The 23,644-nt window shown below is 55.5% G+C and carries 32 protein-coding genes; 23 read left to right on the top strand and 9 right to left on the bottom strand.

Annotated elements, in window-relative coordinates:
* Positions 1 to 12: 12 nt before the first annotated feature.
* The 10 genes from VJ369_RS02240 (at position 13) to VJ369_RS02195 (ending at position 7,843) form a co-directional block, all read left to right on the top strand.
* Positions 13 to 936 carry an SDR family oxidoreductase gene (locus VJ369_RS02240; protein ID WP_324090522.1) on the top strand — a complete coding sequence of 308 codons (924 nt, stop codon included), beginning with the start codon at positions 13 to 15 and terminating at the stop codon, positions 934 to 936.
* Positions 937 to 1,000: 64 nt separating this feature from the next.
* On the top strand, positions 1,001 to 1,186 hold the full coding sequence (locus tag VJ369_RS02235) for a DUF6480 family protein (RefSeq protein ID WP_324090521.1): 186 nt from the start codon (positions 1,001 to 1,003) through the stop codon (positions 1,184 to 1,186).
* A 44-nt stretch (positions 1,187 to 1,230) separates the two neighbouring features.
* A complete protein-coding gene (locus VJ369_RS02230; RefSeq protein ID WP_324090520.1) occupies positions 1,231 to 1,869 on the top strand; it encodes a cyclodeaminase/cyclohydrolase family protein in 639 nt (212 codons plus the stop codon).
* A gap of 172 nt (positions 1,870 to 2,041) precedes the next feature.
* Positions 2,042 to 2,581 carry a flavodoxin family protein gene (locus VJ369_RS02225; protein WP_324090519.1) on the top strand — a complete coding sequence of 180 codons (540 nt, stop codon included), beginning with the start codon at positions 2,042 to 2,044 and terminating at the stop codon, positions 2,579 to 2,581.
* A 139-nt stretch (positions 2,582 to 2,720) separates the two neighbouring features.
* Entirely contained in the window at positions 2,721 to 3,251 is a 531-nt protein-coding gene (locus tag VJ369_RS02220) for a hypothetical protein (protein WP_324090518.1), read from the top strand.
* The gene (locus VJ369_RS02215) at positions 3,248 to 4,672 is read left to right on the top strand and encodes an NAD(P)/FAD-dependent oxidoreductase (protein WP_324090517.1); all 1,425 of its coding nucleotides are present in this window, start codon (positions 3,248 to 3,250) and stop codon (positions 4,670 to 4,672) included. Before VJ369_RS02220 ends, VJ369_RS02215 begins: the two co-directional genes overlap by 4 nt.
* A gap of 97 nt (positions 4,673 to 4,769) precedes the next feature.
* Positions 4,770 to 5,792 carry an iron-containing redox enzyme family protein gene (locus VJ369_RS02210; RefSeq protein ID WP_324090516.1) on the top strand — a complete coding sequence of 341 codons (1,023 nt, stop codon included), beginning with the start codon at positions 4,770 to 4,772 and terminating at the stop codon, positions 5,790 to 5,792.
* The gene (locus VJ369_RS02205; RefSeq protein WP_324090515.1) at positions 5,789 to 5,989 is read left to right on the top strand and encodes a CDGSH iron-sulfur domain-containing protein; all 201 of its coding nucleotides are present in this window, start codon (positions 5,789 to 5,791) and stop codon (positions 5,987 to 5,989) included. Before VJ369_RS02210 ends, VJ369_RS02205 begins: the two co-directional genes overlap by 4 nt.
* Positions 5,990 to 6,046: 57 nt before the next feature.
* Positions 6,047 to 7,141 carry a carboxylate-amine ligase gene (locus tag VJ369_RS02200; RefSeq protein WP_324090514.1) on the top strand — a complete coding sequence of 365 codons (1,095 nt, stop codon included), beginning with the start codon at positions 6,047 to 6,049 and terminating at the stop codon, positions 7,139 to 7,141.
* A gap of 378 nt (positions 7,142 to 7,519) precedes the next feature.
* Positions 7,520 to 7,843, top strand: coding sequence for a hypothetical protein (locus tag VJ369_RS02195; RefSeq protein ID WP_324090513.1), 324 nt, complete (start codon positions 7,520 to 7,522; stop codon positions 7,841 to 7,843).
* A gap of 50 nt (positions 7,844 to 7,893) precedes the next feature.
* Here VJ369_RS02195 and VJ369_RS02190 read toward each other — a convergent pair whose 3' ends face one another.
* A complete protein-coding gene (locus tag VJ369_RS02190; protein WP_324090512.1) occupies positions 7,894 to 8,106 on the bottom strand; it encodes a hypothetical protein in 213 nt (70 codons plus the stop codon).
* 153 nt (positions 8,107 to 8,259) lie between these two features.
* Entirely contained in the window at positions 8,260 to 9,360 is a 1,101-nt protein-coding gene (locus VJ369_RS02185; protein WP_324090511.1) for a hypothetical protein, read from the bottom strand.
* 249 nt (positions 9,361 to 9,609) lie between these two features.
* Here VJ369_RS02185 and VJ369_RS02180 point away from each other — a divergent pair, with 249 nt between their 5' ends.
* The 3 genes from VJ369_RS02180 to VJ369_RS02170 all read left to right on the top strand — a co-directional run bounded on the left by VJ369_RS02180 (position 9,610) and on the right by VJ369_RS02170 (position 10,539).
* Positions 9,610 to 9,801, top strand: a complete 192-nt coding sequence (locus tag VJ369_RS02180) for a hypothetical protein (RefSeq protein WP_324090510.1) — start codon at positions 9,610 to 9,612, stop codon at positions 9,799 to 9,801.
* 116 nt (positions 9,802 to 9,917) lie between these two features.
* A complete protein-coding gene (locus tag VJ369_RS02175) occupies positions 9,918 to 10,175 on the top strand; it encodes a DUF4235 domain-containing protein (RefSeq protein ID WP_324090509.1) in 258 nt (85 codons plus the stop codon).
* A 166-nt stretch (positions 10,176 to 10,341) separates the two neighbouring features.
* Complete coding sequence (locus VJ369_RS02170; protein WP_324090508.1) at positions 10,342 to 10,539, top strand: CsbD family protein; 198 nt, start codon at positions 10,342 to 10,344, stop codon at positions 10,537 to 10,539.
* Positions 10,540 to 10,767: 228 nt separating this feature from the next.
* On the opposite strand, the gene VJ369_RS02165 is transcribed toward VJ369_RS02170, so the two are convergent.
* Both VJ369_RS02165 and VJ369_RS02160 read right to left on the bottom strand, forming a co-directional pair.
* Positions 10,768 to 11,244: a pyridoxamine 5'-phosphate oxidase family protein gene (locus VJ369_RS02165; RefSeq protein ID WP_324090507.1), complete on the bottom strand. Its 477-nt coding sequence runs from the start codon at positions 11,242 to 11,244 to the stop codon at positions 10,768 to 10,770.
* A gap of 141 nt (positions 11,245 to 11,385) precedes the next feature.
* Positions 11,386 to 12,504: a glycosyltransferase family 1 protein gene (locus VJ369_RS02160; protein WP_324090506.1), complete on the bottom strand. Its 1,119-nt coding sequence runs from the start codon at positions 12,502 to 12,504 to the stop codon at positions 11,386 to 11,388.
* A gap of 80 nt (positions 12,505 to 12,584) precedes the next feature.
* Between VJ369_RS02160 and VJ369_RS02155 the strand changes: the two genes are divergently transcribed.
* Positions 12,585 to 13,442 carry a glycosyltransferase family 2 protein gene (locus tag VJ369_RS02155; RefSeq protein WP_324090505.1) on the top strand — a complete coding sequence of 286 codons (858 nt, stop codon included), beginning with the start codon at positions 12,585 to 12,587 and terminating at the stop codon, positions 13,440 to 13,442.
* On the opposite strand, the gene VJ369_RS02150 is transcribed toward VJ369_RS02155, so the two are convergent.
* Positions 13,439 to 14,518, bottom strand: coding sequence for a glycosyltransferase (locus VJ369_RS02150; protein WP_324090504.1), 1,080 nt, complete (start codon positions 14,516 to 14,518; stop codon positions 13,439 to 13,441). The two genes, VJ369_RS02155 and VJ369_RS02150, sit on opposite strands and share 4 nt — an antisense overlap.
* Complete coding sequence (locus VJ369_RS02145) at positions 14,515 to 15,639, bottom strand: glycosyltransferase (protein WP_324090503.1); 1,125 nt, start codon at positions 15,637 to 15,639, stop codon at positions 14,515 to 14,517. Before VJ369_RS02145 ends, VJ369_RS02150 begins: the two co-directional genes overlap by 4 nt.
* 434 nt (positions 15,640 to 16,073) lie before the next feature.
* On the opposite strand from VJ369_RS02145, the gene VJ369_RS02140 reads away from it, so the two are divergent.
* Together VJ369_RS02140 and VJ369_RS02135 are read left to right on the top strand one after the other, a co-directional pair.
* A complete protein-coding gene (locus VJ369_RS02140) occupies positions 16,074 to 16,514 on the top strand; it encodes a hypothetical protein (RefSeq protein WP_324090502.1) in 441 nt (146 codons plus the stop codon).
* 492 nt (positions 16,515 to 17,006) lie between these two features.
* On the top strand, positions 17,007 to 17,801 hold the full coding sequence (locus VJ369_RS02135) for a PRC and DUF2382 domain-containing protein (protein WP_324090501.1): 795 nt from the start codon (positions 17,007 to 17,009) through the stop codon (positions 17,799 to 17,801).
* A gap of 123 nt (positions 17,802 to 17,924) precedes the next feature.
* Here VJ369_RS02135 and VJ369_RS02130 read toward each other — a convergent pair whose 3' ends face one another.
* Both VJ369_RS02130 and VJ369_RS02125 read right to left on the bottom strand, forming a co-directional pair.
* A complete protein-coding gene (locus tag VJ369_RS02130) occupies positions 17,925 to 18,125 on the bottom strand; it encodes a hypothetical protein (RefSeq protein WP_324090500.1) in 201 nt (66 codons plus the stop codon).
* An 86-nt stretch (positions 18,126 to 18,211) separates the two neighbouring features.
* On the bottom strand, positions 18,212 to 18,652 hold the full coding sequence (locus VJ369_RS02125) for a hypothetical protein (RefSeq protein WP_324090499.1): 441 nt from the start codon (positions 18,650 to 18,652) through the stop codon (positions 18,212 to 18,214).
* A gap of 466 nt (positions 18,653 to 19,118) precedes the next feature.
* Between VJ369_RS02125 and VJ369_RS02120 the strand changes: the two genes are divergently transcribed.
* Both VJ369_RS02120 and VJ369_RS02115 read left to right on the top strand, forming a co-directional pair.
* Positions 19,119 to 19,592 carry a DUF4383 domain-containing protein gene (locus VJ369_RS02120; RefSeq protein ID WP_324090498.1) on the top strand — a complete coding sequence of 158 codons (474 nt, stop codon included), beginning with the start codon at positions 19,119 to 19,121 and terminating at the stop codon, positions 19,590 to 19,592.
* A gap of 246 nt (positions 19,593 to 19,838) precedes the next feature.
* On the top strand, positions 19,839 to 20,348 hold the full coding sequence (locus tag VJ369_RS02115; protein WP_324090497.1) for a DNA starvation/stationary phase protection protein: 510 nt from the start codon (positions 19,839 to 19,841) through the stop codon (positions 20,346 to 20,348).
* A gap of 90 nt (positions 20,349 to 20,438) precedes the next feature.
* Here the strand turns inward: VJ369_RS02115 and VJ369_RS02110 are convergent, their stop codons facing one another.
* Positions 20,439 to 21,518, bottom strand: a complete 1,080-nt coding sequence (locus tag VJ369_RS02110) for a carboxylate-amine ligase (protein ID WP_324090496.1) — start codon at positions 21,516 to 21,518, stop codon at positions 20,439 to 20,441.
* Positions 21,519 to 21,848: 330 nt separating this feature from the next.
* On the opposite strand from VJ369_RS02110, the gene VJ369_RS02105 reads away from it, so the two are divergent.
* The 5 genes from VJ369_RS02105 to VJ369_RS02085 all read left to right on the top strand — a co-directional run bounded on the left by VJ369_RS02105 (position 21,849) and on the right by VJ369_RS02085 (position 23,597).
* Positions 21,849 to 22,118: a DUF7218 family protein gene (locus VJ369_RS02105; RefSeq protein ID WP_324090495.1), complete on the top strand. Its 270-nt coding sequence runs from the start codon at positions 21,849 to 21,851 to the stop codon at positions 22,116 to 22,118.
* A gap of 23 nt (positions 22,119 to 22,141) precedes the next feature.
* Positions 22,142 to 22,297, top strand: coding sequence for a hypothetical protein (locus tag VJ369_RS02100; protein WP_324090494.1), 156 nt, complete (start codon positions 22,142 to 22,144; stop codon positions 22,295 to 22,297).
* Positions 22,298 to 22,317: 20 nt separating this feature from the next.
* Complete coding sequence (locus VJ369_RS02095) at positions 22,318 to 22,569, top strand: hypothetical protein (protein ID WP_324090493.1); 252 nt, start codon at positions 22,318 to 22,320, stop codon at positions 22,567 to 22,569.
* Between the two features lie 88 nt (positions 22,570 to 22,657).
* Positions 22,658 to 23,251 (top strand): cysteine hydrolase family protein, encoded by a 594-nt coding sequence (locus tag VJ369_RS02090; RefSeq protein WP_324090492.1) that lies wholly within the window; start codon positions 22,658 to 22,660, stop codon positions 23,249 to 23,251.
* A 58-nt stretch (positions 23,252 to 23,309) separates the two neighbouring features.
* Positions 23,310 to 23,597: a hypothetical protein gene (locus tag VJ369_RS02085; protein ID WP_324090491.1), complete on the top strand. Its 288-nt coding sequence runs from the start codon at positions 23,310 to 23,312 to the stop codon at positions 23,595 to 23,597.
* Positions 23,598 to 23,644: the final 47 nt, after the last annotated feature.

Genomic DNA, 23,644 nt, shown 5'->3' with positions numbered 1-23,644 from the left:
GGAGGATCTCTGATGACTACACCCGAATCCGATTCCCAAGGCAACGAGGCGCAGCTTTCACTGGATAATCCGGTAACCCGCCATCCGAAGATTTCACCACCTAAGCAGGACCAGCCTGAACCCGGGCTTGACGCCCAACTAGAACCGACCGCAGACCATGGGGAAACCAGCTACGTCGGGACCGGCCGGCTCAAGGGACGCAAGGCTTTGATCACGGGTGGTGATTCGGGTATCGGCGCCGCGGTGGCCATTGCCTTTGCCCGTGAGGGAGCCGATGTCGCCATCGCCTACCTTCCAGCCGAAGCCGAAGATGCTGCGAAGATCATTTCATTGATTGAAGCCGAAGGCCGGATAGCCGTTGGCTTGCCCGGAGATCTGCTTGAGGTAAATTATCGCCACACACTGGCCGATGAGGCAGCTGAAAAGCTTGGTGGACTGGACATCTTGGTCAATAACGCGGGCAAGCAAATTGCCATTGAGAAGCTGGAAGACCTGAGCGATGAGCAGGTTCTGGAAACCTTTCAGATCAACATTCTGGCAATGTTCACCATCACCCGGGCTGCGCTGAAGCATTTTCCTGACGGCGCGAGCATCATCAACACGACCTCGGTTCAGGCCTATGATCCTTCGCCGACGTTGCTGGACTATGCCTCGACCAAGGCTGCAATTAACGCCTTCACCAAAGGGCTGGCGGTCCAGCTGGCTCCGCGCGGTATCCGCGTCAATGGCGTAGCCCCCGGTCCGATCTGGACTCCCCTGCAAGTATCCGATGGTCAGCCAAAAGATAAGCTGCCTAAGTTCGGTCACGATGTTCCGCTGGGCCGCGCCGGTCAACCGGTAGAGCTAGCGCCTGCCTACGTTTTTCTCGCCTCAGCCGAATCAAGTTATGTGGTGGGCGAAACCCTGAACGTCAACGGCGGCAAATCCACCCCGTAGGGGCTGCCGAAGCTGAAGTACCAGCCAGAATGTCCAGATCAAAAAACTGCAAAGGATGAATCCGATGACAGAGCAAGATCTTCCCAAGTCCCCGAAACCTGAGCCACACACCGAAGACGCCGGTGCGAGCTCCAACCCAGACCCGGTAAACCAAAAAATCACCGGGCTGGAACCCGGTGGCGGTGTTCCACCCGGAGAAACTCCGCCCGGTGAAGGCTCCATGAGCCAAGATCAGGGACATGACGAATAATCAGCCGGTGATCCCGCGCAATGGATAATCCCGGGACCCCCGCGATGTCGAACTCCACCATCACCGGTTGGCTTAATGCGCTGTCGATATCAGACGGGGCTCCGGGTGGAGGGGCCGCCTGCGGGATCATGCTGGCCATAGCGGCCTCGCTGACCTCCATGGTGTGCGGATACACCTCCACCGAAGATCATGAGCAGCAAGTCACGCTGTCATTAATTGATTCCCGGGCTAAGGAACTTAAGGACAAGGCGCTGAAACTCGGTGACCAAGATGCCGCGGTGACTAACGCTTTCGGTGCAGCATTTCGCATGGAGCAGGGACCCGACAGGCAGCAAGCGGTCAAGGATGCCTCAATTCAGGCGGCTAAAGCTTCGGCGGCGCTGGGTGAATTGGCCATCACCGCCATCGCGGATCTGCAATGGCTTGCCGAATATGGCAATCGGGCACTGATCGCCGACGTTGCGGTGGCACTGGGTGCTCTGCGCGCCGCAGTCACAGGAGCCCGCACCAACGTCAGCTTCGACCTATCTAAAGTGGCAACCGATCACACCGACCTCGCAGAGGTACGCGATGCACATCCTCAGCTTTGGCAAATGGTTCAGCAACTCACTGGCGCCCAGGAAGAAATCGATCGAATTGCCGAGGGAATCGATCATCGGGCTGCCCCGACCGATAGCCGGTGAAAGAAGGCGGCGAACGCGGCTGGCGCTGTGCACCTCATCGCATGATCCATCACAGCAATCGTCTATCTAGAATCCACCGACCTTAGGAATTGATTTTCATGTCTTTGGAAAGCTTAAAAGCACTCATCCTTGTCTGCACCTTGTCGCCTTCTCCTAAAAATCCAGCAGTGACTTGCTGGCGCAGCAGGTGGGCGCGAAGTTCTCAGAACACGGCGTCCAACCTGAGATTCTGCGGGTTGTGGATTTTAACGTCATGCCCGGTGTACTCAAAGATATGGGTGAAGGGGATGAATGGCCCGGAATCCGAGAAAAGATCTTAGCGGCGGACATTTTGGTGCTGGCCACCCCGATCTGGGTGGGCCACCCGTCCAGTGTTGCCCAACAAGTGCTGGAACGCCTCGATGCCGAGCTCTCCGAAACAGATAGCCATGGACGCCCGATACTCTTTGACAAAGTCGCGATGGTGGCGGTAGTAGGCAATGAGGATGGTGCGCATCACGTGATCGCTGACTTGTCTCAAGGGCTGAGCGAAGTCGGCTTCAGCATCCCCGCGCAGGGCTCCACCTATTGGGTTGGCGAAGCGATGCACTCCACCGATTTCCAGGATCTGAAGCAGACGCCCGAGGTCACCGCCAACGCTACGGATATTTCGACGCGCAACAGCACGCACTTAGCCGCATTGCTCAAATCTCGGCCGTTCCCGAGTTCGTAGCCACAAGCATGACCGGGCTCTTTGAAAATGGGAATTACCGGGCAATCGAAGCATTTCCTTGGAATATTCCGGCAACCAACATAGCCTACGAATCACCAGCCAGCCGCAAGCTGAAACCACCAAGCGAAGGAACACCGTGATGCCGCACCACACCATCGATCAGGGAAAACTGCACAGGTACCTCAGCCAGCATCTGCTGGGCTCGGAATCCGGCCTCAATCATTTCGAAGCCGCGAAAGACACCTGGGCCGGAACCGCACATGAAGAGCGCTTCAACTCCTTGTGGAAGCAGGTCGAGAAAGATCAGCAGGATCTGGAATCGCTCATGGATCGTCTGGGTTTCAGCCGCGGCCCGCTGGCGCAAGTCGCCGCCCCCGTGGCAAAACTTGCCGGGATGGTCAACCCGTTCAACCCGTTCAGGCAGCGCAAGATCTCCGCAGCACAGGTTCAGCTGGATGTGCTCACCGGGCTGCTCAATGCCAAGTTGCGCATGTGGCAGACGCTGCAACTGATGCTTGATGAAGAACCCCGGCTGGACCGCGGGCTACTAGAAGATTTGGAGCAGCGCGCACTGTCCCAGATTAACCAATTGGTCATGCTCAGCGATGAGACCTGGCAAGACCGCTTCGCGCCAGAGCCGGCGGAGGGCAGTTCCGGAGCCGGCAAATGACGCGCAAGGCCAATATCGTGGGCGCCGGACCCAACGGACTGATCGCCGCAGCGGTACTTGCCGAACAAGGCTTCGAGGTGCAGGTCTTTGAACGCAATGCGAAACCCGGAGGCGCTGCCGTTTCAGGCAGTACTTTGGGTGATGATGTCGTGGTGGATCTGGGCGCCGCGGCCCATCCTTTCGCCTTTGGATCCCCCGCCTTCGCGCACTTCAATCTGACCGGACAGGGGCTGGAATGGAAATTCCACGACTACCCGCTGGCCCACCCATTGGATGGCGCCGATTCGGCGCTTCTGCATCAAGACCTGGACGAAACCGTCAAACAATTCCCCCAGGACTCACGAGCCTGGAAGGCACTTCACGGGCCGTTTATCCGGCGTCCCCACGACACACTGGACAATGTAACCAGTCCACTGCTGGGCATTCCCCCGCACCCGGTACTCATGGCGCGCTTCGGATTGCGCTCGCTGCCGCCAGCGAGGCTGCTTACCGCCACAGCCTTTCGCACACGCGAAGCGAAAGCCTTGTTTGCCGGCTCCAGTGCACACTCCATGCTCCCGCTGGAACATCCCTTTACCTCCGGGTTTGGAGCACTCTTCGGTGCTTTAGGCCAGTCGTGGGGCTGGCCGGTAGCCCGCGGCGGGACCGGCAGCATCATCACTGCCTTGCTCAAGGTCCTCGAGGCGCTGAACGTGCAAATACATACCGGTACTCACATCACGGACTTATCCCAGCTGCCACCGGCAGAACTGACCATCTTAGATGTCACCCCTCGCCAATTACTGGCAATTACCGGATCCAGGCTACCTCCGCGCTACCGAAAGCAACTCGAAGGTTGGCGCTACGGCACCGCAGTGTACAAAGTTGATTACCTGCTCGATGGCCCAGTGCCGTGGAATGACCCGCGCACGGCGAATGCAGGTACGGTTCACGTGATCGGTGAGGCAGCTGAACTAGCCCACGCCGAACGCGAGGTAGCCGCCGGGCGCATGCCGCAACGCCCCTTTGTGATGGTGGTTCAGCCTTCCTCTGCCGATGCTTCTCGGGCTCCCGCTGGGCAGCATGTGATCTGGTCTTATGCGCACGTGCCGCAAGGCTATACCGGCGATGCGGGAGAACTGATCGATGCTCAGATTCAACATTTCGCTCCGGGATTCAAGGACCGGATCTTGCGCCGGGCAAAAACCAGCCCGGCGCAACTTGAGGCGTGGAACCCGAATCTTGTGGGCGGAGATATTGGTGGTGGATCTTTGAGTGGCCTGCAACAGTTCTTGCGTCCCACCGCTTCACTGTCGCCGTACAGTTTGGGCGTGCCGGGGCTGTATATGTGTTCGTCTTCCACCCCGCCCGGCGGCGGTGTGCACGGCATGGCCGGCTGGAATGCTGCGCACCAGGCAATCAAAGACCTGAAGCAAAGCTGAGAGAATTCCGAGAGCCAGCGGGAGTGACACACCTGTGATTGAACATTGTCCTAGGCTGAGTCCCAACAATCCCCTGTAGCAAGTGAGGAACGAACCTATGAAAATTCCCCAGCACCGCGGACCGGCAAGTTCTCTACTGCTTCAAATCCTCGGACAGAACGACCTGTCAGCGGATATGCAAAAGCTCAATGAAGCGGCCACGCAGGCATTGTCAGACTCCGACATCCTCTACGACGAAGATCTGCAGTTATGTCTTTTTGCTCTGTATGAGTTGCACTATGGCGGCTTCGAGCAGGTAAGCGATGAATGGGAATGGCACCCGGGGCTATTGGCCTTCCGCGCGCGGCTGGAAACGGCTTTTGAAGCTCGACTGCGCGATGCGGTCGGAGAGCTCCCAGTCATTGCAGAGACCGCCGACCGCGTTGCGGCTCAGCTCTTTGAGTTGGCGGGCTCCTCCACCGGGCCCTCGGTATCCGAGTTCGTTTTACGCCACGCCTCCGTGGAGCAGGTCAAAGAATTCTTAATCCAGAAATCCATATATCAGCTGAAGGAAGCCGACCCGCATACATGGGCTATTCCGCGGCTCACCGGGCGCGGCAAGTCCGCACTGGTGGAGATCCAATACGACGAGTACGGCAGCGGCAATGCCGGCAAAATGCACAGCGAACTTTTCGCCACCACTATGGAAGGCCTTGATCTGGATTCGCGGTTCGGCGCGTATATCGATGAGATTCCCGCCATTACTCTGGCCTCGGTTAACATGATGTCGCTGTTTGCACTGCACCGTCGTCTGCGCGGAGCCGTCGCCGGGCACCTGGCAATTTACGAAATGACCTCGTCAATTCCCAGCGCCCGTTATGCCCGTGGACTACGCCGCCTGGGATTCCAGAGTCCGGTCACCGACTACTTTGACGAACATGTGGAAGCGGATGCGGTGCATGAGCAGATTGCCGGACGCGATCTGGCGGGCGGCCTCATTGAAGCAGATCCGGAACTTGGCCCGTCCATCTTTTTTGGTGCGCACGCCGTGTGCTTCATCGATGATTTACTGGGCCGATGGCAAATGGACGCGTGGGAACAAGGACGCAGCTCATTGCGCAGCAAGGAACTGATCAAATGAGTGAGACCGACACCAGCATCACCGTCTGCCCGCGCGGACCGCTCCTGGTGCGCGGCGACTTTGAAATCCTTGATGAGAAGGGCCAGCCGGTACCTCGGACGCGCGAGACCGTCGCCTTATGTCGATGCGGGGCATCAGCAATTAAGCCCTACTGCGATGGATCACATAAATTGAATGGCTTCGAAAAGAAACGCTAATTTCTTGATTGCCTGAGCGGCAACCAGCAATTTTACCCTTGAAGGATGTGTGGCTTTTTGCTGAAGAGAACTTTTGGCATCGAAGAAGAGTTCTTCCTTTTTAATGAACATACTTTTCGTTTGGCCCCGCTGGATACAGTTCAGACTTCACATCTGCTCGCATTAAACGCCTTGGCGAAACCGGGAAATGTACAGACCGAGTTCTTAGCGGCGCAAATTGAGATCGCTACCGGCGTGTGTACCGACTCCGGGCAAGCCATGAATGAGTTGCGCGGCATCCGCCAGCTACTGGCCGCGGCCTGCAACGAGCTAGGGATATTTCCGGTGGCCCTGGGGACTCCGGTGCTGCTGCCGAACGAACCGACCCAAATCACTGCCGCCAAAAGGTATCAGACAGTGCAGGAGTTGGTACCCGGTTTGGCCTCCGAGCATTACCTCAGCGGGATGCACATCCATATTGGCATACCGGATCTAGCGTCCGGGATACGGGCGCTCAATGGCCTGCGCCATTGGATTCCAGTATTGGTCGCGCTCAGTAGCAATTCACCGTATTGGCGTGGCCAGGATAGCGGTTTCACTTCGTGGCGAACCATTCAATACCGCCGCTGGTCCATCAATGGCATACCTCCGCACTTCGACAACGTCGAGACCTACCTCAAGCACAGAGAGTTGCTCTTGTCCTCAGAGTCGCTGCCTGATGCTGGGCATATTGGATGGAGCGCTAGGTTATCGGAAAAGTTTCCAACTCTTGAGTTCCGTGCCAGCGATGTTCAACTGACCAGCGCAGAGGCGGTGGCTTTGGCAGCGTTGATGCGCGCGCTGATTGACACCGTGCTGGATACCGCCGCAGAACTGATTGAGCCGGCACCCGAATTGTTGCAGCTAGCCCTGTGGCAAGCGGCCAGAGTGGGCATGCAAGGGAATCTGTTGGATCTAAAGTCCGGATCAAATACGCCCGCATGGGAACACGTTCGCCGGCTCTTAGATTTTGTGCGCAGCGCGTTGGAATCCAACGGCGATGAGTCTTTAGTCTACGAAGCGGTAGAGCGGTGGGCAAAGACCGGAACCGGGGCACAACAGCAGCGCGCTGCCTGGGACCTCGGCGGAGCCCATGCGGTGCTCGACGGCGCGCAGAGCACGTTCATAAAGTGAATAAGCTAGAAATTATCGGACATCATGGGTCGTTAGCCCCGGGCAGTTTCGGGCAAGAACTCTAAAACCTGTGAAATACCTGAGAATTCCTGAATGTACACTTTACCTCCACCTCACAAATGATACTTTCAACCCTGAATCCCGTTGCTTCAATTGTTAGGCCAAGCCCTGCTCAATCGAAGAATGCCAATGCGGAGACAACGGCGGATCACCGCTCAGTTGGAGTTGAGAAGTATCGTCTAGAAGTGGAGGGTAGTTCAAATGCCAGGTCGGCTAGTCAGGTCCCAGACAGCGCAACGTGTCGCAGTACTGCTGGGATCAAGAGAAGGAAGAAAGCACCTCGGAGCGTACGGTTGGAAATCAGGAATGCCCGTAATCATGACCCAGCCGACAGAAAAGCTGGATGACGTGATGGGCCTCGTGTCTGTACATCAAGGACCGGTCTTGGTTGCACTAACCGATCCGAGAACTGATGTGCTCAAATTTCTCCACATCTCCGAGAACTCTCCAGCGCTGGAAGTCGTCAAGGAATCGGATCCGGGCTGCCTCATTGGAGACCTCTTCCACGATGCCGAACACTGCGGAATGAAAACCTTCCGGGTGAAGTACTGGAAACATAGTGCCGTGGCTCATGCAATTCCATTCTTCGCGGACAATGAGCTGGCCAAACCATTTCGCACCCCAGCCAGCTCAGCTATCTAGCCTCGAGTTACAAGCTGATACAAGCTAATCGGCCTTGGACCGCGCGCGGTCTAAGGCCGATTAAGCTGTGCCGACGTGGATACTAGATCAAGCAACCGCTGGACTTCATCTACACGGGAGCGCCAGTAGGCTACATCTAAACTCAACCCACCGGTGGCTTCTTTGGCTTTGGCACGGAAATCATCCCGGTGATCTTCCAAAGCATTCAAAAGGTCAGCAATCTGGTCTTTGGTCAGTGACAGCCTGAGCACTTGCTTAGGCATTTGCGCCACCTCCCTGTTCAACGTTGCGCTCTCATGTATTGTCCAAATTCTTTTCCTTGCCACGACACTACGCGCATGGCCCGGTGACCGTGCGAGCACTAAGGACTTTAACAGGTAACGATTACACCTAGTCCGGTAGCTGCGTTGATGAAACTACACATCTTTTTCACCATCCGCACTGCTGCCAAGCTCAATATTTCTTCGCTCCACCTCGCGCTGGCTAAAGGTTGCACGTTGGACAGACTCCACCTCGTCGAAGCTTGATCCGATAGCGCCGCCCAGCGTTCCCAAAGATGCCGCCAACCACGCAAGGTTCAGGTATTCACTCATAGTTGCTTCATGATCCAGTTCAAAGGACAAGAAAGCCTGGTCGATGACCACCAGCGAGCCCAGGAGCAGCACGATGAATAACAAGACGTACATGGCTGCGGCCGCGATGACTACGGTCAGAACAGTAGCTAGATTGTAAAGAAGCAGCTTTTCTTTCCGTCGAGCGCCCTGGGGCCTCTCCCACAGCCGGTTATGGAATATCAGCCAGGTACTCAGCACCAGGACGCTCACTACGGTGATGAGCACCAGCCGTCCGAAGCTGAGGTAATCGGCCATAGACCAAATGCTGGTGTAGAACACACCAAAGGCGCCGGTGGCCGCCGCGCCAGCCAGCGCGGAGGTAAGCCGCGGCACCAAACGCCACGGCCGGTTGCCTAGGATCATTCCGACTACCAGCATCGTGCGTCCGCGGATCCCCTCGATACTGTCGTATCGCTCCCCCGAATCATTTGCACTATCCAAGCTTCCTTGGACGCTCATGACCCGTCCCAAGGTGGTTGGCTTGGGCATCGGCTTATCCCCCTCGGCCAGCTCATGCAATGCATCTGCCAGACTCTGAGCGACTCGACGTTGGGTCGGTACACCGATACTGGGCAAGACAACGGTGCCGGCTCCATAATCGCAGCTGATCATTGAACGGACCGGTCTACCCTGCTCATATTGCGGGCTATCGGTCAGATAAATGACGAAGTCCCACTCATGCTTTTCACGAAGACGCGAGGCGTGCTTAATCAGAACCACTTGTCCGGATTCATTCATCGGCAGGGACATCGGGTCCACCGTCACCGTCCAGGTGACTTCATCTTGGTACTTGCTATTAAGCACTGATTCCAGCCGGGTGCTGACCTTATTGGCCAAAGACTGAGCAATACCGGGATCTGCGAGTAGACCCACCGTGCGGGTCTTTAAATCTGTCTCTTCCAAAGCTCACCTCCGGTAACTTGCTTGCACTGACGTGACGCTGAGTCCCACCCTACGTAGCACGCTTATATAGACCAACGTTTTCCAGCGAATTCGCAGATTGGGATCACCCTAAACACCGAATTCTCCGCGGATTTCTCATGTTTTTTGATTCACAGGTAATACCCACGCGAACCGTCTTGTGTGCAACGGCCAGCTCTGGAATTGTCGAGTCTATCCAGTACGAATACCCGGTAAACACCAAGGAGCATCATGTCCTTTATTGACAAGGCCAAGGAAAAGTTCGAAGAAATCAAAGATCGTTTTGATGCACCGGACAAGCCGGGCGTCGGCGAGGAGCAACCCTCCGATGCAGGTGAAGCGATCAGTCCACTAGACGATCCCGCCCTGGGCGCCGACCCAGACTTGAATACTTCCAGAGAAGACCGCTACGACTCCGACTAGCAATCTCTATGGTGCATCGTGACTGCCCGGCCCGTTAACGGTGCCCCAGAATTTACATATCCGGGAACACTCACCAAACTCAGTACTCATTACACATTCCTGAGAAAGGATTATCAATGAACATCGTCGCCAAACTTCTTGGAACCCTCGTTTCATTGCTCACCGGCTGGGTAGGCTCAAAAATCATAGGTGCCCTCTGGCAGAAAACCACCGGAGAACACCCTCCATCGGTGACTAACCCCGAAAAACAACAACAGGCAACGCTGGGCAAAATATTGGTATTTGCGGTAATCTCCGGCGCCAGTGCCGCGTGCATTCAGGCTCTCACTAAACGCTGGACACGGGGCCTGGAACGGCGAGTAGCTAAGCACTAGAGGCTCAGGCACCTCTCTTAGCCAGCCTTAACGAGATTGAGGCGGCTTCGGACGCTAGGCACCAGGTGGGATCATTCCCAGCCCACGTCCAGTTTCAAATGATGGATTTGCGAATCGAACTATAGTTCAAAACGTCAGTACCGGAACCACACAGGAGGTAGTAATCATGGGCATTGGAGACAAGATCCAGAACAAAGCTCAGGAAGTTTCTGGAAAAACTAAGGAATCCGTCGGTGATGCCACCGATAACCATAAGTTGCAGGCCGAAGGCGCCAAGGATCAGGCTGAGGCGAAAGCCAAACAGGCTGGCGAACACGTCAAGGATGCAGCTAAGGACGCCAAAGACGGCCTAGCCGGCAAGTAGCGTTTTCCCTGTGCCCCATGAACCTGCTGGTTCGTGGGGCACAGTTCTATGTGCAGTCCTCGAACTTTACAGCTGCCCGGTATCCCGAAGCATCATGAGCGGGCAGGAGCCTTCATTGGGCAGTTTGACCAGCCCTAACCGCTTCTCCCACCGCACCAAGCTCAAGGCTCCCGTTCTGCTTTTGAAGAACGGGAGCCTTCAACTTGTTAATACTTCGGACAACGGTGACTAGAGCTCAACCGTATTTGAGTCCCCAGGTGTAGCTGCACTGCCGGTGATTTTCTGCTTCACCCAACTTGCGATGAGACTTGCGGCTCCGCCGGGATTTTCCCAATACTCGGCCGACTGCGAATCGACGCGGAGCAGTACGGTCTCCGGGGATTGCGGACCAGCTGCCGCAAACGTTTCGACCATAGAATTCCAGAGCTCTTGTTTTTTCGACACGTCCCGAACCACCGAGGCGCGGCCACTGACCGAAACCCACTCTTTACTCCCGGAGAAGGACACATTGACCAGATCCTGCGTCTCAAATTCGCGAACAATGTCGGTGTCCGCAGAGGCAAAGAACCACAGGTCTCCCTCATCGGTGGATTCAACGACGGTCAGTGGACGGCTGACTATTTTCCCCTGGCTCTGGGTAGTCACCATGCCGATCCGGACATTTTTAATAATCTCTAAAACCTTGCGAACCTCTTCGTTGGCCATGATTAGCTCCTTGGTCGGTTGGTTGTTCTCAGCAATTTTCACGTTACAGATTTTCCGCGAACTTTGAAGCCCTCCCCAGCTGACTGCCAGCTAGCATCAACCATTTCCTTGAACGCCAGCCCCCAACATAAAGCACCACGCTCACCGTCCGAGTAACGAGCTATAAATGCGCTGATGGGCCTCCGCCAATGCTTCGCGCTGTTCCTCACGTTCACTGGCATTCATGCCGGGAACATACGTCAACGCTAATTGCTTTCGCACCGCTTGCTTCAAGGAACCTTCATCTACTTGCTCCCCATTCCATCGGTAGCCAGCTACCGAGGGATGCTGACCTACGTACTGGCCGCAGATGGGGGCTACGACGGCTGTTCCAGCATCCAGTGCCGCCTCTAACCAACCCGAATGCGTCCCGAATTTATACGGCAGCACGTTCACATCAAGTGAGCCCAGGTATTCAAAGAGCTCTGCCTCGGTGAAATACTCATGACAAACCAGTTCCCATTTTCCTTGCGCGTCCCCCTCTGCCAAGTTCCGCGCCAGTTCTTCTTGATATTCACTGTGAGCGGGGTCCATGACCTGCTGGTGGATGTTAACTTGAAGCACTGCACCTCCGAGCTCCTGCACTATCTGCGACAGCGGTTCAATAATTGCCGGCGAGATATTTGCCCGCAGTCCTTTCAGGTGGACTCCGACGCGCCGAATTCTGTCCGGTTCGTGCTGGCTGAGTGCCTCCTTGGACCGTCTAATCCGCTTCATGCTGTCAAAGTCCAGCACATGCGGGTGAGGTAGCACGTGGGCAGCGCGGCCCCATTGCGCAGCAATTTCTGCCGCTGCTCCGTCGGTGAGTGTAATCAGTTCGCTGGCGAAGGGAATAAGCACATCTAAGAGGTCTAGATGTGGTCCGCGATTAGCCTGATGCGGATTGGTCAGGTCATGAACCGTGTAAACCAATGGTTTGCCAAGGCGCCGCAGCTCGGCAACAGTTTCGCGCAAGGTCGCTGGGTCCAGGGAATCAAACCCAAAATGGATATGCATGAGGTCAAAGTGCTGGTGGTTTTCCTGCACCCATTTTGGTGTCAGCATCAGCGGTGGCCACCACGCTGATTGTGTCCTGCGCACCTCGGCGTTTGGTATCGGGTCCGCTAAACGCCGAATCTGTGGGTTCAGCTGCCGCTGCCAGGAGTCTAGATGGCGGATGTAGACCTGATCGCTGGGTACGGAGGCGACCCGGATAATCTTGGAAGTAGGCTGAGAAGTCATTGGAAATCCTGATTTACGAGTGGTGTATGGGTAGTGTCGAGCCATCACAGTGTGAGTTATGAAGGAACGGTTGAAGCTCAATGGATTTTTCGGTGTTAGTCATTGCCCATCGACGTGCCGGTCACCTTCAGCGCTTATTAGACGGGGTGCAGGCAAGTTCCTGGCGGCCCCAGGAAGTCGTGGTGGTCTACATGGATGACCCGCAAACGGACCCGGTAAGCTGCCAGGTTCCATTGCAGATCATCCACCTGCAGTCCGCTCCCGAAGACCGTGGCCTGCAGTTGGCGCGCGCACGAAATACCGCCGCACACCATGCACGTTCCGAGCACCTTGTTTTCCTGGACGTGGACTGCATCCCGTCGAATCCTGCGTTTTCCTTGTTGCTGCGTGGCTTGAAAGACCATGCAGGATTGGTGATGGCCAGCCCCCGGTACTTGCGCGCTGCGTTGGAAGAAGGGCCTACGCCCGGAGACCAGGCACTTCTTGAACTGTCGGTAGCCCATCATTTGCGCCAAACACTCGCGCAAAACGAGCCCAGCGGCAGATACGAGATGTTCTGGTCCTTGGGATTCGCCATCCGTGCCGCTGACTTCCAACGTATCGGTGGATTTTCTACCGCGTACACCGGGTACGGAGCCGAAGACACAGATTTTGCTTTCACCGCACGCGAGCATGGCTTGCCAATGGTTTTTAGCGATGCGACGGTGTTTCACCAGCATCATGGGGTGTGCAAGCCTCCGCTGAACCACTTTGCGGCCATTGTGGAAAATGCCAGAATCTTCCGTGCACGGTGGGGTGTATGGCCGATGGAAGGCTGGCTTAATGCCTTTACACAACGCGGCCTGATTGATTTTGATCCTGGTTTTCCCACCCTGCAGGTCATCCGCGAACCCACCGCGAGCGAAGTGCGCGAAGCCTATAGCGCGGGCGCTTACTAGCATCGCTGCTCACTGCCCATCAGCTGAGCGGTAAGCCGCTCCAAACGCGACGCGAATTCAGCTTGAGTGATGAACAATGCTGTGGACAGCAATGAGCCGTCGCTGACTGCGGTGCGCTCCAAGGTGGCATTCCAGTCCACGGGACTATCCCAAGAATCCTCCACCATGCACCCGGTGGCTTGATGGAGCATCTGAGCGAAACAATGTTGTTCGTTAAAGGGACGTTGCTCGGCAATGATCAGCGCTGGCCGACCTGACGCGGCGGCGGCCACTACCGCGTTATGTCCTGCCGACGTGATCACCACGGTGGCCTTTGCCATCCACGCTTCGGGGTCCGGAACCACCGCGTGTAGTTGTAGATTTTCCGGGAGTTGACCGCCATCGTCATGGACACTGCCCAACACGTGCCAGGTCCACTGCGGGGTCGCCCGGGCGGCACGGATGATTGCTGCCTGACCAATAGAAGCCCCCAGTGATGTCTGCACAACCACTGTGGGCCGCTGAGAGAAACCAGAGGTCAACAGCGTGCTCGTGGTCTCTTGTGCGGCCGCCTTCAGCTGTGGCTCGGGAACCGCCAGATAGTGGCTCTTGTGGCCATACTTCTGCAGATGCAAGGGGTCCTCAAGCTGTTCGGGATAATAGGCGAACAGCGCATCAGCAATATCATAAGCCAGTGCATGTGCCGGATCGGTGCGTGTGCCGGGCATACGCCGCAGCGCAACGCGGTACCCGCTGAGCTTGGCAAACAGCGCCACCTCTACAGAGACATCTACCATCACGACATCCGGACCAAACCATTGCCAGGCTTGGTTCAGCGTCGCAAATCTTTCGACAATGTGTGTTCCGGCCGGCGCATAGTGCAGGTATCCACCGGTAACCGGTTGCGCCATGGAGCTCGCACTGACATCCGGTGGCAGCGAAACATAGTTTGCCCGAGCAGGGAGTAGATTTTCATTTCTTTCCCCGGTACTGGCCACCTGCAACTCGAAGAGGCCTGAGTCCAGAATTCTGCGCGCGTGGCGAAGATGACCGGAACCCATATGGTGTGCGTAATAGGAAATCCGTGGAGCACTCATCGTTGCGCCCGCGTGGAAAATGCTTCGTCTGAAATTTCGTTCATCATGGATTCATAGGACTGAATCATTACTTCATGCGTAAATTTGCCAGCACGCGCCAGCACGACTGCCCGTGGCATACCGCGCGCCTGTTCTACAGCGACACCCAGGGCTACGGCGCTGCGTTCAGCGGCGATTGCGCCACCGGTAGTCCCTAGCAGTTCGGCCATTGCTCCTGCTGGGGTCGCCGCTACCGGGGTGCCACAAGCCATGGCTTCCAGCGTTGTCAGCCCAAAAGGTTCCTCCCAGAGCGGTGAGGAAATGAAAACCTCACTGGCACCGATCAGGCCCCTTAGTCCGCCTTGATCTAGGTGGCCGGCATATACGGTACGTTCTCCAAGCTTTGGGGCAATGAGGTTGTCAAAATACTCTTGATCTTGAATGGGACCGGCAATGACCAGACGCAGCCCGTTGGCCTGTGCAGCCTCAATGGCCAGATGGGTGCCTTTCTCCGGGGTGATTCTTCCGGACCACGCAGCGGTTCCCAATTCAACCTTGGTGGTATTCAGAGTCGACCACAATTCAAGATTGATTCCGTTGGACACCACCTGCAGTTGCGGCAGCCACGGACGCCACGCTAAAGCATTGGACTCGGAGACTGTGGCGTAGCGGTGGAGGCTATCCGGACTCTGCGTTTTGAGCTGGGCGATGATCCGCGGAAGCGGCGGGGTATGCAAAATATGCAGGACCGGGATTCCGCGAAGTTGAGCATGCGGAATTGGGCTCAACGAATTATTAATCACCACGTCAAAATCGCCGGCACGAATGGTTTGCACTGCCCTATCCATCGCCGCATCCAGCAGTTGATGCTGGTCGTTGCGCTGGTCTTCATCTGGATATCCGTTCACCACGAAGGATTGAGCCAAGACCGGGTGAATTTGTACCCTGGTTCGCGCAGACTGTTGTTCGGAACCTTCCTTAGCGAAAAGGGTAACCTCATGACCCCGTGAGCCAAGCAGTGAGACTAGGTGTGCAGTATGCGCTTCCATCCCGCCTGCATAGGGCGAACGGATCGGGTGGTGAAGGTGCGCGAGAACCGCGATGCGCAGTGGATTAGGCGAATCCATCAACTGAGATGCCACGTGCTTGTCCGCCTTTCTAGGATCTTTTCACCGTCAAGATCGATGATCTCTGGGCAGAGTATCCCTCTGCTCTGCGACGGCGTTTAAGAATCGTAGATTTCCCAGCATTCTTCCGGGATCCACCCTCTGATGCGTTATAAACCTGTCACCATAGAGCGGTAAAACAAGCAGAAAGGTAATTTTCAACAATTTTTATCAATTAATAAAAAGAGTATTCTGCTTGCTGACTAGGCTCCTGTGTGTCAGCAGGGAATAATCAGCTATCTATTGGAATGGAATACCCGTACAGTGCAAAGTAAGCCGAGTTTGCTTGCATCGGAATGTCTTGTACACCTAAGTGCACGCCAATTCGTTAGGGACATGCCTGTTCTCCGTTCTCCGTGCGACGAAAGGGATCAAACGATTCCCTCTCTCAACACTTCAAAGGATTGACAATGCCCGGGAAATATATTCAGCCGTCGCTGATCGAACAAATCAGAGCATTATTGGCCTCCCGCGAGGGACGCAGCTTCCTGACTTCCAACTCGTGGGTCGAAGGAATGCCGATTATCACCGGCAAAGCCCACGAACCACTTGAAACAACCATGGGATTACTTTCGTTGCATCAGCGCCCCGCGCTGATCGCAATGGCAGAACCAGAAAGTGACGATCTGCGCCTGCTCTACGTTTCAGATCTAAGCCGAGCGCTACAGATTGTGCCTTGTCTCCCCAAGCACTTCAGTCTCTGGGACTTGTTCAAAACCGCCGACCTCTCGGGCCTGCTGACGTTCCGAGTCAAACAATGGAAGTTCAGCCGCATGGCACATGCTCTGCCCTTCTTCAATCCTTATCAGACCTCTGCGGTGGGCGCGTACCGCCCGGAATTGGCTCGCTAGTTGTAGCCGCTATCTCTCGAACAGAAGATGAGCGCTGTTGGTACAGCAGTATTCGCTGACCCACCCCTTTTTCAGCACATGATGCCACCTTCAATAACCGGTTCAGTTTTCAGACCGTTTGAATTTGAAGGTGGCTCACTTATGTCTGCTCCTCTATTTGGAGCCCGGAGACTCTAATTTCCTGCCACTGCAGTTATTGATCCAGCTCTCCCGCACACGGGTTAGCACTAAGTTCTGCGGCCAGGGAATGTAAGGCTATTCCCACTTTTCACAGTCTGCACCAAGCTTGCTTTCACCTAGAAACAAGTCTCGCATCGCCTGCTTGAAATTTATGCCATCCTCGATTCTGTACGGGGACACGATGACCGTGCGAACAAAAGTTATCTCAATGTCACGCCCCACTGAGGCGCAGCTTCAGCCGCCCGGGTAAAGTACCGGGCGACCTGTTTGGATTTGATGATTCATTGACGAACGCAGCAGAAGGAGAAACTCATGATCAGCACACAGCAGATTCACGAATTGAGCCAGATCGGCGGAACCGTCGTTGGGACGGACGGCGAAAAGATTGGGAAAGTCGGTCAGGTATTTCTCGATGACCACACCGGCGAACCCGAATGGGTCACGGTGCACACCGGACTTTTCGGGTTGTCTGAAAGCTTTGTCCCCCTGACCGACGCTTCTGTGGTCGGCGATACGCTCAGCGTTCCCTACGACAAGCAGATGGTCAAAGACGCCCCGCGCATTGACGCTGCTGGCGAACTGAGCCAGTCCGACGAACAAGAGCTCTACGGCTACTACGGACGTTCCTACGACACCGCAGACCAGAGCACCTTCGGCACCGAGCAGGGCCTCGACGCTCACTCAGCCGCACCCACTCAGTCGGCTGGCTTTGATGCCGCGAACGATGATTCGATGACGCGTTCCGAGGAACAGCTACGGGTGGGAACCGAAGAAGTTCAGACCGGCAAGGTCAAGTTACGCAAGCATGTGGTGACGGAGGACGTGACCACGACCGTGCCGGTGAGCCATGAGGAGGTCCGCCTCGAACGTGTTCCGGTGACGGATGCGCAGGCTTCGGGCATAAATGAAACAGGCGAACTCGGCTCTGAAGAACAAGAGGTCACGCTTCATGCCGAACGCCCGGTAGTCGACAAGGAAACCGTTCCGGTAGAACGGGTCCGGTTGGATACTGAAACCGTTGTCGAAGATGAACGCGTCGACGCCCAGTTGCGCAAGGAACAAATCGAAACCGAAGGTTTGGATGACGGGACGAACCGCCAGGTTTAATCGCCGTGTTATCCGCTAAGCGCGGCTGAAGAAACGACAGGTCCGGTACGTGCTCAGTGCACGTACCGGACCTTTGCCGTACTGCCCTGCCACTGGATGAAGAGTCAGTTGCAGTTCGTTCTGTTATGGATAAGTTTCCTCGTAGTCCAATTCGCCGTCCTCATCATGGACGATGATTTTTGCGTTTCCGAGTTCTTCGGCTTTCTTCAAAGCCTGCTGATAGGCGCTGGTCCGGGAGCTACACGTGGCCACGTGTTCGCCGTTCAGAGACGCCGTCCAACGTCCCGGATCCTTCGCCAGCACCTGTAGATGATTTTTGCTCATTTTCACACCTCAATTTTGTTGTGTTCCTGCCGCACAGTGCAGCGAATTTTAAGCGAGAAGAAATGTGTAAGACTCACTACCCGGCTCTAGGCCCCTGAGGAATTTGCATAGGAACATGCTGGTTCGTTTGTCTGGGGTACAAAGGGTGGGATGCCTTGAGCTACCGCACTGTGCGCCCAATATTTCACTCGGAACTCGGTCAGCTCCTGGCGCGCCACCAGATCAAAGAGCGATTCAATCGTTGCTTCTTCGGACGCGGCCTCGACCACCCGGAGTACAGCATTTGGCATCGAGACATGCATCAACTGCACTTGGTGATTCTCCGCGCTAGCCAAGGCAATGATTACCGCACGCTCGTGAATTGAAACCAAACCCATCACGTCGATAAGTTTCTCCGCCGTGGTTGCCATGACGATGGGCATTCCCTGTACCCATCCATACTGATTCAAGTGTTGCCGGCCTTCTCGCGCGCCGAGCAATTCGGCGACTCGCTGAGCAGTTCTTGATTTGACGATGCTTCCAGGCATTTTCTGCAACCTCCACTGTGTCCGTAACTTTCCGAGTACTCCCCATGAGTCACGCTGCACTGCCTTTCAGATCTGCTTCTGCGGATGAATCCACGGAACGATATCCAGAACTGGCAACAGAGTGTGTTTTCAACCTATCCCGGATGCCGGAGTAAAGAAATGTTCAAGTCAACTAAATACCTCAAAGAACATGTCAGAGATCAATTATTCAAAGTACACAAAACGTTATATCCGGCAGCGCCGGGAGCTGATGCTCGGTCCCGGTATCTGTTGGATATGGCTGGTTCCGGGGCTGGACTCATTGCATACCGGCATATTGCGGATCCTAAAAGTTTCCTGTGTACTCCAGACTCGGCTTCCACGGCGCCTTCCTTGTCTCTAACGTATCTTTCACGCGGTCTACGTCAACAACTGACCTATGAACGTGGCCCACCCTGTCTTTGAATAAGAACAAAGGAATGACCTCATGAATGTCAGACGAACACCTTCGGATATCCGGTCTGCCGTGGAGAAAGCCTCCTTGCTGATTGGTGTTGTTTTCCTCATCGTCGGAATTCTCGGGTTCATCCCGGGCGTTACTACGAACTATGATTCCTTGTCGGGCGCCGGACACCATTCCGAAGCAAAACTGCTGGGAATTTTCCAGGTTTCCTATCTGCACAACGCGGTGCATCTGCTGTTCGGTATCGCGGGATTGGTCATGGCACGGAGCATCCCGGCAGCCAAGAGCTACCTCGCTGGTGGCGGATTCATTTATCTATTGCTCTGGATCTACGGGCTAATCATTGACTTTGACGGTGCCGCCAATTTCATCCCGCTCAACGATGCGGATAATTGGCTTCATCTATTTCTTGGCGCAGGCATGATGGCATTTGGCTTGTTTCTGACTCGAGATGGCACTGCGCCGGAGCAGCGAGATTCCAGACCGATTTCTGGCTGATTCATACCCCTTACTTTTCCTGGGATGAACACTCTTCATTTAGCAACGCACGGTCCGAAGAGCATGCAAGCTCCCCTTGCAAATAAATAGTCAGAGTTATCAGGAATCTTCTGTAGAACCTTGGAGCGACGTGAGAATCCTTTGATCCATTTCCCCTCGGCAGCCAAAAATAGTAGCGTCGATATTAGTCGGTGAGCCCGCAAGCTCACCACTGTACGGCTCAACTTCACCGCAAAGGAGAATAATATGTCGAACACAAAAAAGACTCCAGCAGGCAAGACCCGCAAAGAGCACGTAGAGGGTGGATTTATCGCCCCTGAAGTTTTGCGAGACTCACTGCAAACGGTGCTCATCCAGCTACTGGATTTGCAGCTAGTCGGCAAACAGATCCACTGGAACGTCGTTGGCCCTAACTTCCGCGACCTGCATCAGAATCTCGATGAGATTGTGGACATTGCTCGCCGGGGTTCGGATGAAATCGCCGAGCGCATGCGTGCCTTGCACGCGACTCCTGACGGCATGGCTGCCACCATCACCAAGTACACCACACTTGAGCAGCCCACCAACGGCGAAATCTTGACCACCAACGCCGTGGATATGGTGGTCAAAGCCTTGGAAGCTACCGTTGGCGTGATGCGTGAAGTTCATGACCCGGTTGACGAGGCAGACCCAACCACTGCGGACATTCTGCATGGCTACATTGCGGCTCTTGAACAGCAAGCCTGGTTCATCAGTGCCGAGACACGCAAACCCTAATCGCTAACCCGAGAACAGTACGTGGGACCAGTTCACAATGAACTGGTCCCACGTACTTTATGTTGCTCGGTTCGCCTGACCTGCTACGCACTACATACGCATTTCGCTATGTGCATTGGCTAATACATGGCTGATTGATCCGCGTTCAAACGCCGCTCTTTGACGTACCGCACCATTTCCCATTTCTAAAATGTTGCGCAAGGAATGCACGGCGAAATCATAATCCCCGCTGGCCCGCAGTGCTGGTTCGATCAGACGCAGCAAGCGGCCCATTAAATCCTTACTAGTGATAGTGCTTCCATCACCGGGGTTGATCTGGTTTCCGGTGAGTCCATGCTTGGCAGCCTGCCAGAATGCGATGTCCAGTCGTTCAGGGAGATATTCATAGGATGTTGCCCCGGAGCTCAGTGCCGTATCCACCACGGCTCTAGCGAGCACCGCAAGCAGGACTGAGTCTTGGGCTCGCAACTGCGAGTCGGCGACGCGCAGTTCAATGGTTGGATGGGTTTCCGAAAGCCGCACGGCCCATCCGATATGTCCTTGGTCCGGGACTGCGTCCGTATCGATCAGCACCCTTAATCGGCTCTCATAGTCCGAAGCGTCACTGAAATGTGGAGGGATCCCCTGAACAGACCATTTGCGGTAGTGGATGGTGCGCCATGAAGAGAATCCGCTGTCCGCTCCATGCCACAAGGGTGAGTTGGCTCCGAGCGCACAGAATAACGGCAACCACGGCCGCAGGAAGTTTAAAGCCCTGACCCCGGCGTCACGGTCAGGAATTGACACATGAATATGCAGACCGCACATGTAGTGCTCAGAGGTGATTCCCGGAAGCCACGCATGGATACCGCGGTATCGCGCGTTGTCTGTCACCGTCGGGGTTTTCTGCGCAATCATTGGTGCTGCACCGAGTCCGGCGACAATCATTGAGGATGCTTCGGCTTGGTGCGCCAACGCGGTACGGAAACCTCGCAATTCCGTCAACGCCTGATTCCTGTCGTCACAAATGGCGCTAGCGTACTCCAGCTGGCAAGCGAGCAACTCGTGTTGTACCTGTCCACGTCGCTGGGCATCGAGCAGTTCTTTGAACGGGTTAGGATCCGGTTCAGCCGGAAGCCCGGTTTCCGCATCGATCATGAAGAATTCTTCTTCGATACCGAAGGTACTCATGCCCTTCCCCCTTCAGTTGGCCCGCAGCCAAGGCGTTTGGCGAGTGATAAAGGCAAGGCTGCTCTTTATCCATAGGCTCAGAATGTCAGTTACCCGGGCATCACTCAAGATCCAGCAGCCCGGAAATCTCCCGTAATTAGCTGGAATTTTCGACTATTCCCCTCCTGCAGCGAGGATCTGTGCTAGACACATGGCCCAAGGCGGCCAAGTTTCTGAGATTTACCATAAAGAAAAGCACCGGCACTAGCTAAGGCTGTGACTGGAGCCTAACGTGTGCGGTACCTGGTAGGTTCTTCCAGTCGATCACCGCCAGGCGAGAGGTGAGAAGAAATGGCAGAGAAAAAAGGCTCAAGCCGAATCAAGGATGAAGAACTCTATGACGAGCTCCGCGAGGAGGGAAATTCCAAACAGAAGTCCGCTCGGATAGCTAATGCGGCGGCGCGCGACGGCCGCGACAAAGTTGGCGAACGCGGAGGTGAGTCCGGGAGTTACGAGGACTGGACCGTGGCGGAACTCAAGAAGCGTGCCAAGGAATTTGGAGTGGAAAACTACTCGGACAAGCGCAAGAGCGCCCTGATAGACATGCTCCGAAACAGTTGATCGCCTGAAATGAGGTATTTACGATGACCGGACACGAGAATTCTGAGAAAACTGACCCGCTGACCGAGGAACCGGACGAACACGATGTGGTGCGCCGGGGACCGATTTCCGACCCGGAGCAAGACGAGAACAAAGCTACGGAAGAATCCGATGATCCGAATCGATTTGATGCCGGCTAGCCGGCGCGAAGGAGTAAAAAATGATGTCGCAACAACCTGACAAGGCTGCACGCAAAAAGCACTTGGGATTGGGACTGCTCATTGGCGGCTTGATCATTCTTGCATTCTTCTTAGCTTTCCTGCTGATTCCGCAGAATGCCGACAAATCGATTTCTCCCATGTGGATTGGGGTGGCATGGGGCGCGCTCATGGCCATCTGGGGTCTGTTCAGAATGATCAAGGGCCCTAGCAAGCTGGACCACCCACGCGGTGGCAGCGATGCTGGTGTCTAGTGAATACGACCAGCGCACATTCACCGAGGGCCGGGACAGGTAGTTCCCTGTCCCCCGCCGTACTTGCACCTGAGAATCGGCACTGCTGATGCGCAGCTGGAAGCCCGAATTATTCTCACGCCCTGCGCTGGTCATAATTGACATGCAAAATGCTTTTTTCGAAACCCCCGCGCTGGCACAGCAGCGCGGGGCGGTGACCGAGCAATGCAGCATGCTTCTGAATGAAGCCCGGAAACATGATCTGCTGATAGTAAATGTCTGCACCATTCACCAGCGCGATAAATCAACGTGGACACTGAGCATGCTGGAAGATGACCAAGGATTCCTCTTCGAGGGAACCGAGCAAGCGCGGAACCTCAACGAATTGGATCTGTCCCGATCCGTACAAGTCATCAAGCATCGCGATAGTGCTTTTTGGCAAACAGGCCTGGACGGGCTGCTGCACTTCCACAGGATCCGCGCACTGATTCTGGCAGGGGTGGCCTCAGATTCCTGTGTGGCGGCCACCGCGGCGGATGCTTTTGCCGCAAACTACCGGGTAGCGGTGGCCAAGGCGGCGGTCGCTTCTGGAGATCCGGACTTTGAAAAGACCACGTTGCAGCAAATGGAGACGCTGCATCGCCAGCCTGCGGTTGATACTGAAAGTTTGATCAAGGCTATGTCGCAGGGCAACCGTACCTAGTACATTGGCCAGCAACCCGGGTTATCTCCGGTCACCACGAACTTTGTAAGGAGTAGACATGTCGTTCAACGAAGCAGAATTCCAAGCAGTGAACCAAGAAGGTCTAGAAGATGAACCTCTGGACGGGCGTGATGGACAACCTGTCAGCGAAGGTTCATCCGATGATCCCCAAACCTTAGACACGTCGGATCCGTTGCGCAGTGACGAGGCAATGGCCGAAGATCAAAACGCCACTGATCCGCTGGCTGTAGCCACCGAGTCCCCCGCCGACATTGACCAGGCGCTACGCGAGAGCTTCCCGCAGACCCCTGCCCAGGAACCGCAGGACGAGCACCCCGGACACTAAGCCAAGAGTGACCCATGAACAACGAGGCAATTATCAGGAGTACCGAT

Source organism: Glutamicibacter sp. (assembly GCF_035257265.1).
Classification (GTDB): Bacteria; Actinomycetota; Actinomycetes; order Actinomycetales; family Micrococcaceae; genus Glutamicibacter.
Note: the sequence above shows the minus strand (reverse complement) of the source record. Positions and strands in the feature narration are given on the sequence as shown.